The sequence below is a fragment of the Serratia sp. JSRIV002 genome, assembly GCF_019968725.1.
Taxonomy (GTDB): domain Bacteria; phylum Pseudomonadota; class Gammaproteobacteria; order Enterobacterales; family Enterobacteriaceae; genus Chania; species Chania fonticola_B.
The window spans coordinates 3515812-3529968 of sequence record NZ_CP074143.1 but is presented as its reverse complement, the minus strand read 5'-3'; the positions used below and the strand labels follow the sequence as shown (position 1 = coordinate 3529968).

Genomic DNA, 14157 nt, shown 5'->3' with positions numbered 1-14157 from the left:
TCCTTGGTATTGCTGTTAACGCCTTAAAACGCTACCGGGGTAATCCTTATAATATTAGTGGTTTATTCCGGTCGTGGCTATTTTACAGGTATTTCGTAAGGTTGAAGAGAGAGTTTACAGTTTTTTTAAAACATCGATAGCGGTAACGGTAGTTGATAAAACAGACTGCTGGAGTGATAGCGATCGCTTTATACTCAAAACGATAGGTAATCCCGGCTTTAACGTGATGTATGTCTCAAAAAATGCCCGATTCAAAGGCTGACTTGCTGTGCCAGGCGGCGAATAATCGCGGCCGTCAGACCCCAGACGAACTGGCTCTGATACCAGGAAAGATAGACTCGATGTGCGTGGCCGCCACGATGAATGTCCAGCGGATAATAGCGTGAGAGCCGCAGCGCTTCTTGCAGCGGGATTTCGAACACCTCGGCGACCTCATCTTCGTTGGCATGAAACGCCACATCTGCCGGGATCAGGCCCACCACCGGTGTCACCTGAAAACCGGTGCTGCTGTCGAGCGGGGCCAACTGGCCGAGGATGTGCACCCGCTGCGGCGGGATCGCCACTTCTTCCTGCGCTTCACGCAGTGCGGTAACGATGGGAGAACCGTCTTCAGCATCGGTTTTACCGCCGGGGAAGGCCACTTGACCCGCGTGTTTACGCAGTGAATCGGCGCGGCGGGTGAGCAACAGGGTCGGTTCTGGCCGACAAACGATCGGGATCAGCACGGCGGCTGGACGCGAGTTGTGGGAGATCTGCATCGCCTGCGGCTGTTGCAGTTGAAAGCGGCTGATAAAATCGGCCAATGAGGCCGGATAGTCCTGATGGCTCACGAAACGGTAAACTCCCCCAGCTGTGGCAAGATACGGCCTACCTTATCAAAGGTTTCCTGATACTCCGCCTGTTCCTGACTATCTGCAACGATGCCACCACCTGCAGAACAGCTGATGCGCCCGTTTTCGGCAATCAGGGTGCGGATGGTGATATTGGTGTCCATGGTACCGCAAACGCTGAGATAGCCAATGCTGCCACAATAGGCATTACGGCGCTGTGGCTCCAGTTCTTCGATGATTTCCATTGCCCGCACTTTGGGCGCGCCGGTAATCGATCCGCCGGGAAAACAGGCGCGCAACAGCTCGCTAGCCGAGCGGTTAGCGGGCAGGGTGGCCGTAATGGTACTGACCAGATGATGTACCGCCGGGAACGGCTCAACCACGAACAGTTCCGGCACCTTGACGCTGCCAGGCTCTGCCACACGGCCAATGTCATTACGCAGCAGATCGACAATCATCAGATTTTCGGCCCGGTCCTTGGGGGAATTGGCCAACTTTTGTGCCTGTTCTGCATCCAGCGCGGCATCGGCAAGGCGGGGTAGTGTGCCTTTGATGGGCCTGGTCTGGATCTGCCGATCGGCCAACCACAGGAAACGTTCTGGTGAAACGCTCAACACCGCGTTGGCGGGCAGGCGCAGGAACGCGGAGAACGGTGCACGGTTGCTGGCGCTTAGCTGCTGGAATGCCTGCCATTCGTCCCCTTGGTACGGGGCGGAAAAACGCTGAGCCAAATTGATCTGATAGCAATCGCCACTGCGCAGATAGCTCTGGATCCGCCGGAATTTTTCGCCATATTGTTGGCGCGTCATGTTGGCCTGCCAGTTGCCGGTCAGTGCGAAGGGGGGCTGTGGCACAACCCGCTGCTGGTTAAGCCATTGCCAGCGCTGTTCTACATCCCCATAGCTGAGCAGGGTCAGTTTTTGCTGATGATGATCGGCGATCAGGGCCCAGTCATAAATACCCACCGCCATATCCGGCAGCTTGATATCGGCCTGTGCCAACTGCGGCAATGCTTCGATACGTCGCCCCAAATCATAGCCAAATAGCCCCAGCGCTCCCCCTTGAAAGGGCAGTTCGCCGTTCAGTGGCGGATGCAGGTTGAGAGCATCTAGCTGTTGCTGCAACAGCACAAAGGGATCTTCCGGTGAGTGACTGCGAGTCTCTCCCTGCTGGATCTCGGTGCTGGCACCGCAAGTCGTCAGCGTGGTGCGCGGTTCTGCCACCAGAATGTCAAACCGGTTATGCGGGTGCTCGGCAAAGCCTGAATGCAGCAGCATAGCCCAAGGCCGTTGTGCCAATGGAGCGAACAGCGTTAATACGGCTTCGCGCGTATAGGGTAACGATTTAAGGTTTGGGGCGGTGACATTCATAGGATCAATCAACCTGACTTACGTAAACAGCGGTGTTGGCAGCCATTCTGCCACATTACGCTATAGGGTGCTGCTTACAGATTAGCCGGATGAAAAGTAAACCAAGCGTAAATGGAGCATTTTTTGCCACGTCTGCCATATTATAACATGTAAAAATCTCGCCTATATTCACCGGAATAAATTTCCGCGATGAATGCTCTAATAAGTAAAAATAAATTCAAAATTATCTTTTTCACCCGAAAATCATTCTGCAGGTGAGGCGGCAATGTCATTAAAATTAAGCGTTATTGTTCCTTTGCATAATGTAGGGGAGCTATTTATTCCTTTCTTGAATTCATTGCTGGCGCAAGATGAGCAGCAGTTGGAGGTGATCATCGTTAACGATGGTTCCACCGACGGATCAGGAGAGATCGCGCACCGCTACGCTGCGCAGCATCCGCATATCAAGGTCATCGACCAGCCCAATTCAGGGGTTTCCAATGCCCGCAATGCTGGGCTGGCCGTGGCCCGTGGCAAATATGTTGCCTTCCCCGATGCCGATGACTTATTGCATCCAAAAATATATTCAACGCTGCTTACATTAGCCGAAGAACATCAATTAGACGTGATGCAATGTAACGGAGAACGCTATTTTGCAAATAATGGTGATGTGAACCCCATTATTCCTGTTGGGCGCTTGAAAGATACGGCGGTTATTTCTGGCGCGCAGTGGTTGGAAATGGCGTTGAAATCACGACGCTTTATTCATGTGGTGTGGTTAGCCGTGTATCGCCTGGATTTTATCAAGCAGCACCAACTTTATTTCGAACCTGGTTTACACCACCAGGATATCCCGTGGACCACCGAGGTAATGTTCAATGCTCAACGAGTGAAATACCTGAGCAAACCGCTATATCGCCAACGGGTACACGACCGCTCGATCAGCAACCGTCGGCGTACCGGGCAGGCAAACGTCGAGTATCAGCGTCACTATATGAAAATCGTCGAAATGCTGGTGGCGCTGAATCAGCGTTACAGCAGCAAGGTCCCGATTTGTGCGGCCTTCCACTGGCAAATCGCGCGTGAAGCGCTGGGGATTTGCCATAGTATTCGCCGTGAGCCCGAATTGCAGGCACAACAACAGATTGCTGAAGATTTCTACCGGCGCGGCATTCAGCGGATGATGATCGACAATATGCGAGGTATCAAGCAGACCTGGCATGTGATGCTGTGGCTGCATCGCTTAAAACAGTGGCGCATTGATAACGCGACCCCCTTGCGGGCCAGCGAATAACAGGTGTAGGGATCTGCGTCGTTAGCGCGTATAATTCATGCCTATTTTACCGGGGAGAAAGACATGCTTGCAGGTATGCCGTCACTGAGTCACCAAGAACAGCAGGAAGCTGCTGAACGTATCCATCTGCTGATGGGGCAGGGCATGAGCAGCGGAGAGGCCATCGCGACTGTGGCGCAAGAAATCCGCGAAAAACATGAGGGCGATCAGGTTAGCGTGATGTTCGACGATGAAGAAGAAGAACAGCAGCAGGAAGAACCGACCGAGTATCTGGACGAAGATAGCGAAGACGACGAAAACTACTGACGTTAGCGGGGGTCGGCGTCCCGAACCCCCAACCGGTTTACCCTTGCACCGTCACCGCAGCAGCAGCCTGTTTGGCCAGCTCTACCGCTTGCTCTACTTCTGGCGCAACGGCCAGTGCAACGCCCATCCGGCGTTTGCCCTCGATGTTCGGTTTACCGAATAACCGCACCTGATTATAACCATTCAGTGCCGTCTCCAACCCGCTGAAGCGCACGTTGTCGCTGCTTAGCTCCGGCAGGATCACCGCAGAGGCGGCGGGCCCGAACTGGCGTATCGCGTTAATCGGCAGCCCAAGGAAAGCGCGCACGTGCAGCGCAAACTCGGACAGATCCTGCGAAATCAGCGTAACCATGCCGGTGTCGTGCGGGCGTGGAGAGACCTCGCTGAAAATCACCTCATCACCGCAGACGAACAGCTCCACGCCGAACAGGCCAAATCCACCCAGTGCGTTAACCACCTTGGCGGCAATCCCCTGAGCACGGCTTAATGCCAGCTCAGACATCCGCTGCGGCTGCCAGGACTCGCGGTAATCCCCATCTTCCTGACGGTGGCCAATAGGCTCACAGAAATGTACGCCATCGACGGCGTTGATGGTCAGCAGAGTGATCTCGAAATCAAATTTGACCAGCCCTTCAACAATGACCCGGCCTCCGCCAGCGCGCCCACCGAGCTGTGCGTAATCCCATGCTGCGCCCAGTTGCTGCTCTTCACGGATCAGGCTTTGCCCTTTTCCGGATGAGCTCATCACCGGCTTGACGATACAAGGGTAACCAATTTCGGCCACCGCTTGGCGGAAGCTTTGCTCGTTATCGGCAAAGCGGTAGCTGGAGGTTGGCAGCTCCAGCGTTTCAGCGGCCAGACGGCGAATACCTTCACGGTTCATGGTTAGACGTGTGGCTTCGGCGCAGGGGACTACATTATGGCCCTGTTGCTCCAACTCAACCAGCATGCTGGTGGCGATAGCCTCTATTTCCGGCACGATAAAATCGGGGCGTTCCTGTTCGATCAACGCTTTTAGCGCCGCGCCATCCAGCATATTGATGACGTGGCTGCGGTGTGCCACATGCATGGCTGGGGCATCGGCATAACGGTCAACGGCAATCACTTCCAAGCCTAAACGCTGGCATTCGATGGCCACTTCTTTGCCCAGCTCGCCTGAGCCGAGTAGCATAACGCGGGTGGCGGCAGGACGCAGGGCGGTTCCAATAGTTAACATAGTCTGATACCTGGATCTGAATGAATTCACGGGTCTGACACTGAGCGCGCAGTATATACGAAAACGATTGCGTACGACCAGCGGTGCATAATAACCGCTTTTTTTAACGCCGAAATCCGGAAACCCCACCAACTCTGTTATCATCTGCGCCTGATCCGGTGCCAGCCAAGCGCAGCGCCGCCTTTCCACTTGCTATATAAGAGTTATTGCCGTGAGCACAGTTTCTTTTTCTTCCCTGCCGCTGCCAGCTGAACAGTTGGCCAACCTCAACGAACTGGGGTATGCCGAAATGACGCCGGTACAGGCCGCAGCGCTGCCTGCCATCCTGAACGGGCAGGACGTACGTGCCAAAGCGAAAACCGGTAGCGGTAAAACGGCGGCATTTGGCATCGGCCTGCTGGATAAAATCAACGTTGCCAAAGTGGCCACCCAGGCGCTTATTCTGTGCCCGACGCGTGAGCTGGCCGATCAGGTGAGCAAAGAGCTGCGTCGCCTGGCCCGCTTTACCCAGAACATCAAGATACTGACTTTGTGTGGTGGCCAACCGGTGGGGCCACAGCTCGACTCCCTGGTGCATGCGCCGCACATTGTGGTGGGTACGCCGGGCCGTGTGCAGGAGCATCTGCGCAAGAAAACCCTGGTGCTGGACGAGATGACCGTGCTGGTGCTGGATGAGGCCGACCGCATGCTGGACATGGGCTTTGCCGATGATATCGATGATGTGATCAGCTACACGCCGCCACAGCGCCAGACCCTGCTATTTTCTGCCACCTATCCGGCGGGCATTGAGCGTATTAGCGCCCGTGTGCAACGCCAGCCACTGAATGTGGAAGTTGAAGATGGCGATGAGCAAGCCTCTATCGAACAACGTTTCTATGAAACCACTCGCGATCAACGCCCTGCGGTGCTGGTGAGCGCCATCCGCCATTATCAGCCCGCGTCCTGCGTGGTGTTCTGTAACACCAAGCGTGATTGCCAGAGCGTGTATGAAGCGCTGGAAGCCCGTGATATCAGCTGCATGGCGCTGCATGGCGATCTTGAACAACGCGATCGTGACCAGGTGCTGGTTCGCTTTGCCAACCGTAGTTGCCGTGTATTGGTGGCGACCGACGTGGCCGCGCGTGGCTTGGATATCAAAGAATTGGAGCTGGTGGTCAACTACGAGTTGTCGTTTGACCCTGAGGTTCACGTCCACCGTATTGGCCGTACTGGTCGTGCCGGTCTGAGCGGGTTGGCAATCAGCCTGTGTACGCCGCAGGAAATGGTGCGTGTTCATGCTCTCGAAGAGTATCTGTCCATGCGCGCAAAATGGTCGCCGGTGTCTGAGCTGAGCGGGGCGTCTAACGCGCCGCTGGAAGCGGAAATGGTCACCCTTTGCATAGACGGTGGCCGCAAGGCAAAAATCCGCCCTGGCGATATTCTTGGGGCGTTGACCGGTGACGCCGGGCTAACGGCGGCAGAAGTCGGCAAGATCGACATGTTCCCGGTGCATGCCTATGTGGCTATCCGTAAGGCCAGCGCCCGTAAGGCACTGCAACAGCTTCAGCAAGGTAAGATCAAAGGCAAGAGCTGCAAAGTGCGGCTGTTGAAATAATAAACGGCAGGGCGCTTGCAGCCCTGCCCGAAATCACTCTATACTGTATAAAAATACAGTATCATAACCTTTGAGGAAGATGCTCATGGCTGTTGAAGTGAAATATGTAGTAGTGAGAAACGGTGAGGAAAAAATGACTTTCGCAAACAAGAAAGAAGCCGATGCCTACGACAAAATGTTGGATCTGGCCGATAGCCTCGGTGAATGGTTGCAGCAAGCGCCAGTCTCGCTGGAAGAAGAACAGCGTGAAGGGTTGAGCTTCTTCCTGGCGGAACACAAAGATGTGCTGGCGCAGATCCTGCGTGGTGGTGCCCCGCAAGAAGCCGCCAAAAAACCAGCCAAAACCAAAGGTGAGAAACCTGCCGCCGCTCCGGAAGAAGGCGCTGCGTCAGAAGAGCAGCAGGCCGCCTAAGCAGTGGTACAGCAACATGATGATAACCAAGGATCCAGCATGTCCCGTGAGATAACCTTCTTCAGCCGTTTTGAGCAAGATATTCTGGCCGGGCGCAAAACCATCACCATTCGGGATGCCAGCGAAGCTGACTTCCAGCCGAACGAGGTGCTGCGCGTCAGCCGTAACGAAGACGGCGTATTTTTCTGTTATATCGAGGTAAAGTCGGTAACGCCGGTGCGCCTGGATGAGCTAACGCGTGAACATGCGCAGCAGGAGAATATGACGCTCAGCGAACTCAAGCAGGTGATCCAGGATATCTACCCAGGGCTGGATGAGCTGTTTGTCATCGCGTTTACCAAGCGCTGATGCGGTACGCCATCTCACATTGCGATGAGATGCTGACAAACCTAACCGGTTCACTGCGTAGGGGCGCTGCATGCTGCGCCCATTTACTTACGCGGCTTGTTAACCTTGTGAAATTCGTGTCATTCTTGCCTTAATCAAAGTAAGCGGATGATTTAGCAATGATGACACCTCCCAAGGCAGAAAAACGTCCTTATCCCATCACTATCCATGGCGACACGCGTGTGGATGACTACTACTGGCTGCGCGATGACGAACGTACCGATCCTCAGGTATTGGAGTATTTGCGGGCCGAAAATGCCTACACCGACGCTCAGCTAAAGCCGCAACAGGCGCTGCGTGAAACTCTGTATCAGGAGATGGTCGCGCGCATCCCACAGCAGGAACATTCCGTACCTTACGTCAGGCGTGGTTTCCGCTATCAGACCCGCTATGAGCCGGGTAATGAATATGCGCTGTATGTGCGCCAGCCTGCAGCGGCTACCGAGCTTTGGGACACCTTGCTCGATGGCAACCAGCGTGCGGAAGGGCACGAATTCTATACGCTGGGCGGGTTGGATGTCAGCCCGGACAACCAGCGCCTGGCCGTGGCGGAGGATTTCCTGTCACGCCGCCAATACGATATCCGTTTCAAGGACCTACGCGACGATAGCTGGGCCGATGAGGTGCTGGAAAACACCTCTGGCAACTTCGAGTGGGCGAATGACTCCGCCACCGTCTACTACGTGCGTAAACACGCCAAGACATTGCTGCCGTATCAGGTCTATCGCCACGTGGTGGGTAGCGATCCGCAGCAGGACGTGCTGATCTACGAGGAACAGGATGACACTTTCTACGTCAGCCTGGAAAAAACCACCTCCGAGCGCTTTATTCTGATCCACCTCAGCAGCACCACCACCTCAGAGATCCTGCTGCTGGATGCGAACAGTGCAGACAGCAAGCCGCAGATGTTTGCGCCGCGCCGCAAAGATCACGAATATGCCATCGATCACTACCGTGAGCATTTCTACATTCGTTCTAACAGAAACGGCAAGAACTTTGGCCTGTATCAGAGCGAGCAGGCTGAGGAAAGCCAATGGCAGGAACTGATTGCCCCGCGCACCGATGTCATGCTCGAAGGGTTCAGCCTGTTCCGTGACTGGCTGGTGGTGGAGGAGCGCATCGCCGGGCTGACCCAGCTGCGCCAAATCCACTGGCAGAGCGGTGAAGACAAGCGCATCGCTTTTGACGATCCGACCTATGTCACATGGCTGGCTTACAATCCAGACCCGGAAACCGAGCTGCTGCGTTACGGCTATTCCTCCATGACCACGCCAACTACGCTGTATGAGCTGAATCTGGACAGCGGCGAGCGGGAGTTGCTCAAGCAGCAGGAAGTGAAAAACTTCACGGCGGAAGATTACCGTAGCGAGCGCGTGTGGGTGAAAGCCCGTGACGGCGTTGAGGTACCGGTATCTTTGGTTTACCGTGCTGACCGCTTCGCACATGGGACGAACCCGCTGATGGTCTATGCCTACGGCTCCTATGGCAGCAGCATGGATCCTGCATTCAGTGCCAGCCGCCTCAGCCTGCTGGATCGCGGTTTTGTCTTCGCGCTGGCGCATATTCGCGGCGGTGCCGAGCTGGGGCAGCTCTGGTATGAAGACGGCAAGCTGTTCAACAAGCAAAATACCTTTAACGACTTTATCGACGTCACCAAGGCGCTGGTAGAGCAGGGCTATGGCGATGCTGACCGGGTGTTCGCGATGGGGGGCAGTGCCGGTGGCTTGCTGATGGGCGCGGTAGTCAACCAGGCTCCTGAGCTGTTCAATGGCGTAGTGGCTCAGGTGCCGTTTGTAGACGTCGTCACCACCATGTTGGATGAGTCCATCCCGCTCACCACCGGTGAATATGACGAGTGGGGCAACCCAAACGACAAGGCGTATTACGATTACATCTTGCAGTACAGCCCTTACGACCAGGTGAAAGCGCAGGATTATCCGCATATGCTGGTCACCACCGGGCTGCATGATTCGCAGGTGCAATATTGGGAGCCTGCCAAGTGGGTAGCGAAACTGCGTGAGTTGAAAACCGACGATCGCCAACTGCTGCTGTATACCGATATGGATGCCGGCCACGGCGGCAAGTCTGGGCGCTTTAAGGCTTACGAAGATATTGCGCTGGAATATGCGTTTATTCTGGCGCTGGCGGAATAAATCATCGCGGGCAGGAGACTGCCCGCCTGATTAACCCAACAGATAGTATTTCAACGTGTGTTTCATATCCGGGCTGAGATCGTCGATGGATTTCAGCATCCAACGCAGATAGCCAGGATCGTCCAGCGCAACCTGCTCAATAGATTGCCCACGATATTTGCCGAACTTGAATTTTTTCAACAATACCGGCTGCTCGGTGATTTCCAGCATCTGTTCTGGCGTCCAACCGGAGTCTTGCACAATGCGTTGCAGCAGTGCGGCGGTGACGTAGCAGTCGTACAGTGCGCGGTGTGGATAAAGCGCGGTATCCTGCGGCAGTTGTACATCCAGATTCAGCGCATAGCGCAGGTATTGATTACCATATTTAATGTCTGGGTACAGCGTACGTGCCAGCTTGAGGGTGCAAATCCAGGCACCGTTCATTTCCGGCAGCATGGCACGATCAAAGGCGGCGTTGTGCGCAACATAATATTGGCTGCCCTGATAACGCCCAATGGCGACGGCGATACGCGGCTTGCCCTCAACCATCTGCTCGGTGATGTGGTGAATGGCCATGGCGTCCAGGCCGATAGGCCGGTCTGGGCTGATCAGGTCGCTCATCGGATTAGTGATTTGCCCGTCGATCACGTCAACGGAAGCGACTTCCACTACGCCGCCGTCTAGCCCACAGGTTTCAGTATCGATTACACGTAACATCATGATGTTCCCAGCTAAAGTCTACTGCCTAGCTTAACGATATGGGGTTGCGATGCCAACCTGTCTTTTCGCAGGCAACAAAAAACCCGCCTCGGCGGGTTTAACTACGGTCAGAAACTGATTTACTCACCAGATGTAGACGCCTGTCCTTTTTTGGAACGTTTCTCCGCTTTTTTCTCGGCTGGGGTTTTCAACGGCTTCTTCTTCGCATTTTTCTTGCTGTCCATTCCCTTACTCATGATGGCCTCTTGGTTAACCTATGGTTGGGTGGCTTGCCGGACCATTAACCCCCTAGCGACCATCATATGCAAGCAGCAAAGGGTATGGAAACGTCAACGCCTTGTTTATCCAATGATTATTTATTATTAACCTTTATGTGTTAAAAATGTTATAATGTAACAAACTTATGTACACGGAGTGTGCCATGACAGTCATGACATTATTAAGCGAGCAACAACTGCTGGCGATGCCAGAATCTGATTACATGAATACGGAGCAGCGGGCGTTTTTCCGCCAACGCCTATTGGACGAGCAACAAAAACTCTGGCAGCACATCGACGTGCTGAAACGTGATATCGACAGCGGCGATATCAGTGGTGACGAAGCGGATAAAGCCGCGCGCGAAGAAGATCTGCGCCTGCTGTTCCGCCAATTGGATCGGGAAACCCGCCTGCTGCCCAAAATGGCCGCCGCCCTGCAGCGCCTGGAAACCGGTGATTTCGGTTATTGCCTTGAAACGGGTGAGCCTATTGGCCTGCCACGCCTGTTATTGCGCCCCACGGCAGAGCTGAGTATTGAAGCCAAAACCGCACAAGAAATGCGCGAACCCCATATGCGTAAAAGCAAGTCGACTTCATTTTAAGCAAACGCGCACTAACATGTTGGTATAGGTGGAGGTTTTCGCGTTTTACCGTTGACCTGATGAGCGGCTTCGGCTTTGATGAAGGTATCACTCACAGAGAGACGTACGCGCCATGGAACAATTACGAGGTTTGTACCCGCCATTATCCGCCTATGACAGCGGTTGGCTGGATACTGGAGATGGGCACCGGATCTACTGGGAGCTGAGCGGCAATCCAAACGGTAAGCCTGCGGTCTTTATCCACGGTGGGCCTGGCGGTGGTAGCGCACCTTATCATCGCCAGCTGTTCGACCCGCAACGCTATAAGGTTTTGTTGTTCGATCAGCGCGGCTGTGGCCGTTCCAAACCGCATGCCAGCCTGGACAATAACACCACCTGGCATCTGGTCGACGATCTCGAAAGACTGCGTGTCATGGCCGGAGTGGACCAGTGGCTGGTCTTTGGTGGCTCCTGGGGTTCCACGCTGGCGCTAGCCTATGCGCAAACGCATCCGCAACGCGTCAGCGAGATGGTGCTGCGGGGGATCTTCACGCTGCGTAAGCAGGAACTGAGTTGGTATTATCAAGACGGCGCTTCCCGCTTCTTCCCAGATAAATGGGAGCGGGTGCTGTCTATCCTTTCGGAGGAAGAACGCAAGGACGTGATTACTGCCTACCGTCAACGCCTGACTTCACCGGATCTGCAAGTGCAGCTTGAGGCTGCCAAACTGTGGAGCGTGTGGGAAGGGGAAACGGTAACGCTATTGCCAAGCGGTGCTTCCGCCTCCTTTGGCGAAGATGATTTCGCGCTGGCCTTTGCTCGTATTGAGAACCACTACTTTAGCCATCAGGGCTTTCTCGACAGCGATGACCAACTGCTGAGCAACGTCCCGCTGATCCGTCATATTCCTGCAGTGATCGTCCATGGCCGTTACGATATGGCCTGCCAGGTGCAAAACGCCTGGGATCTGGCCAAGGCTTGGCCTGAGGCTGAACTGCATATTGTCGAAGGGGCAGGGCACTCCACGGATGAACCGGGTATTTTGCACCAGCTGATGCTGGCTACCGACCGTTTTGCTGGCCCCTCACCCCAACCCTCTCCCATAGGGAGAGGGAGCTGTTAGTCCCTGCTCATTTGGAGGTAAATCGGTAACTTTAGCAAATCGGTCGCCTCCTCTGCTGGCTACCGACCGTTTTGCACAACCCTTTCCCACTGGGAGAGGGAGACGTTATTGGAGGTAAATCGGTAACTTTAGCAAAATCGATCGCCTCCTGACCCAAGGTGAGTCGCGAGAAATTGTAAACACACTCGATCGGTCCCCCATTTGGAGGTAAATCGGTAACTTTAGCAAAATCGATCGCCTCCTGATCCAAGGTGAGTCGCGAGAAATTTTAAACACACTCGATCGGTTCCCTCTCCCTGTGGGAGTGTACAGACCGGGGACATCATGAACACTTGTTCGGGGACATGGTAGACACTTACAACATAGGTATGAGTACTTCTGAGTGGAGTTGCTTATGCCGTGGGATGAGAGATCTGCCATGTCATTACGTACCGAGTTTGTGCTTTTCGCCTCGCAAGAAGGCGCTAATATCCGTGCGCTATGCCGCCAGTTCGGCATAGCGCCTGCTACCGCATACAAGTGGTTACATCGCTGGCAGTCTGATGGGAGGGCCGGTCTGAACGAACGTTCTCGAGTGCCACACCATTCCCCCAGCAGAACCTCTGACACCGTTGTCCAACATCTCCGCGCTGCGCACCTGACCCATCCGATGTGGGGCGCGCGCAAGCTCAAGCGGTGGCTCGAGATGCAGGGGCATACGTTACCGGCCGCCAGCACCGTGCATAACCTCATGCGCCGCCATGACCTGCTACCGGGCGGTCCGTCACCGACGCCCACCGTCGGACGCTTTGAACATGACGCACCGAACCGACTCTGGCAGATGGACTTTAAAGGCCACTTCCCCTTCGCCGAAGGGCGTTGTCATCCGCTGACCTTGCTGGATGACCATTCGCGCTTCTCGCTCTGTCTGGCGCACTGCCCGGACGAACGACGTGTCACCGTGCAGTCTCAGTTGATAGCGGTGTTCGAACGTTATGGCTTGCCGGAGAGAATGACCATGGATAATGGGGCCCCCTGGGGCGACACGACGGGCAGTTGGACCGCGCTGGAACTGTGGCTGATGCGTCAGGGTATCCGAGTGGGTCACTCTCGGCCTTATCATCCTCAGACTCAGGGTAAGCTGGAGCGCTTCCACCGCAGCCTGAAGGCAGAGCTCCTGCAGGGACGGTGGTTTACCCATGCCGCGCAGTTGCAGGAGGTGTTCGACGCCTGGCGAAATACCTACAACCTGGAGCGTCCACACGAAGCCCTGTCAATGGCGGTACCGGCGTCCCGTTATCAGCCTTCATCGCGACAGTACAATGGCAATCCGGCGGCAGCCGAGTATGACGAGGGGGTTTTGGTCAGGAAAGTGGATGTCAGTGGAAAACTGAGCCTGAAAGGGATGGGTCTGAAAGTGGGCAAGGCCTTTATCGGTGAATATGTCGGACTGAAGGAAAGTGAGAGAGAGGGCTACTACGAGGTATGGTGGTACAGCACGAAAGTGGGGACGATCGACCTGAGAAATAGGTCGATCATCATGGGTAAAGGATGTTAAAAAGTGTTCACCATGTCCTTGAACACCTGTCTACCATGTCCCCGGTCTGTACAGGGAGAGGGTTAGGGTGAGGGGTCATTACTTCATTTTAGGCTCGTAAGGCAGGCGAGAGAATTTGTGTGATTCGACGCGATAGTGCATCACACGCTCGCGGAAGTAGTCCTGCAGATGCTTTGGCTGCTCACGTTCCACCATCTCAGGGATCACCGGCATATTGTAGCGTTCCTTGAATGCCACTCCAGACGCGGCCAGATCAACGTTCACCTTGTCCATTTCGTCTTTGGAAAGTTCTGCCAGATTGTAACCCATGGGATCCTCCTTCTTGTGTGTAACGGCAACTCAGCGCAGAAGGTAATCTACCGTGCCGCGCTTGGCAAGTTTCTCAAGCCTACATATCCCTGTATCTTCAGACTCTGAGT

The 14157-nt window shown here is 54.8% G+C and carries 14 protein-coding genes; 9 read left to right on the top strand and 5 right to left on the bottom strand.

Features of this window, described 5'->3' with window-relative positions:
* Positions 1-251: 251 nt before the first annotated feature.
* Together KGP26_RS16585 and pabB are read right to left on the bottom strand one after the other, a co-directional pair.
* On the bottom strand, positions 252-830 hold the full coding sequence (locus KGP26_RS16585; protein WP_021806769.1) for a CoA pyrophosphatase: 579 nt from the start codon (positions 828-830) through the stop codon (positions 252-254).
* Positions 827-2200, bottom strand: coding sequence for an aminodeoxychorismate synthase component 1 (gene pabB, locus KGP26_RS16580; protein ID WP_209526771.1), 1374 nt, complete (start codon positions 2198-2200; stop codon positions 827-829). Before pabB ends, KGP26_RS16585 begins: the two co-directional genes overlap by 4 nt.
* Before the next feature lie 265 nt (positions 2201-2465).
* Here pabB and KGP26_RS16575 point away from each other — a divergent pair, with 265 nt between their 5' ends.
* Together KGP26_RS16575 and KGP26_RS16570 are read left to right on the top strand one after the other, a co-directional pair.
* The gene (locus KGP26_RS16575) at positions 2466-3473 is read left to right on the top strand and encodes a glycosyltransferase (protein WP_223664298.1); all 1008 of its coding nucleotides are present in this window, start codon (positions 2466-2468) and stop codon (positions 3471-3473) included.
* Positions 3474-3536: 63 nt separating this feature from the next.
* Positions 3537-3779, top strand: coding sequence for a YoaH family protein (locus KGP26_RS16570; RefSeq protein ID WP_223664297.1), 243 nt, complete (start codon positions 3537-3539; stop codon positions 3777-3779).
* 37 nt (positions 3780-3816) lie between these two features.
* Here KGP26_RS16570 and purT read toward each other — a convergent pair whose 3' ends face one another.
* Complete coding sequence (gene purT, locus KGP26_RS16565) at positions 3817-4995, bottom strand: formate-dependent phosphoribosylglycinamide formyltransferase (RefSeq protein WP_166732764.1); 1179 nt, start codon at positions 4993-4995, stop codon at positions 3817-3819.
* Positions 4996-5206: 211 nt separating this feature from the next.
* On the opposite strand from purT, the gene dbpA reads away from it, so the two are divergent.
* From dbpA to KGP26_RS16545, 4 genes are all read left to right on the top strand, one after another.
* A complete protein-coding gene (gene dbpA / locus KGP26_RS16560) occupies positions 5207-6589 on the top strand; it encodes an ATP-dependent RNA helicase DbpA (RefSeq protein WP_021806764.1) in 1383 nt (460 codons plus the stop codon).
* An 85-nt stretch (positions 6590-6674) separates the two neighbouring features.
* Positions 6675-7001, top strand: coding sequence for a YebG family protein (locus KGP26_RS16555; protein WP_021181047.1), 327 nt, complete (start codon positions 6675-6677; stop codon positions 6999-7001).
* A 39-nt stretch (positions 7002-7040) separates the two neighbouring features.
* Positions 7041-7349 carry a N(4)-acetylcytidine aminohydrolase gene (gene yqfB, locus KGP26_RS16550; protein WP_021806763.1) on the top strand — a complete coding sequence of 103 codons (309 nt, stop codon included), beginning with the start codon at positions 7041-7043 and terminating at the stop codon, positions 7347-7349.
* A gap of 158 nt (positions 7350-7507) precedes the next feature.
* Positions 7508-9541 carry a S9 family peptidase gene (locus tag KGP26_RS16545; protein WP_223535843.1) on the top strand — a complete coding sequence of 678 codons (2034 nt, stop codon included), beginning with the start codon at positions 7508-7510 and terminating at the stop codon, positions 9539-9541.
* Positions 9542-9571: 30 nt separating this feature from the next.
* Here KGP26_RS16545 and exoX read toward each other — a convergent pair whose 3' ends face one another.
* Positions 9572-10240, bottom strand: a complete 669-nt coding sequence (gene exoX, locus KGP26_RS16540) for an exodeoxyribonuclease X (RefSeq protein WP_021806761.1) — start codon at positions 10238-10240, stop codon at positions 9572-9574.
* A gap of 421 nt (positions 10241-10661) precedes the next feature.
* On the opposite strand from exoX, the gene KGP26_RS16535 reads away from it, so the two are divergent.
* The 3 genes from KGP26_RS16535 to KGP26_RS16525 all read left to right on the top strand — a co-directional run bounded on the left by KGP26_RS16535 (position 10662) and on the right by KGP26_RS16525 (position 13738).
* On the top strand, positions 10662-11099 hold the full coding sequence (locus KGP26_RS16535; protein ID WP_021806760.1) for a TraR/DksA C4-type zinc finger protein: 438 nt from the start codon (positions 10662-10664) through the stop codon (positions 11097-11099).
* A 112-nt stretch (positions 11100-11211) separates the two neighbouring features.
* Positions 11212-12201, top strand: coding sequence for a prolyl aminopeptidase (gene pip / locus KGP26_RS16530; RefSeq protein ID WP_051363733.1), 990 nt, complete (start codon positions 11212-11214; stop codon positions 12199-12201).
* Positions 12202-12583: 382 nt separating this feature from the next.
* Positions 12584-13738 (top strand): IS481 family transposase, encoded by a 1155-nt coding sequence (locus KGP26_RS16525; protein ID WP_371822128.1) that lies wholly within the window; start codon positions 12584-12586, stop codon positions 13736-13738.
* Positions 13739-13816: 78 nt separating this feature from the next.
* Here KGP26_RS16525 and KGP26_RS16520 read toward each other — a convergent pair whose 3' ends face one another.
* Entirely contained in the window at positions 13817-14047 is a 231-nt protein-coding gene (locus tag KGP26_RS16520) for a DNA polymerase III subunit theta (protein ID WP_021181054.1), read from the bottom strand.
* Positions 14048-14157 lie beyond the last annotated feature (110 nt).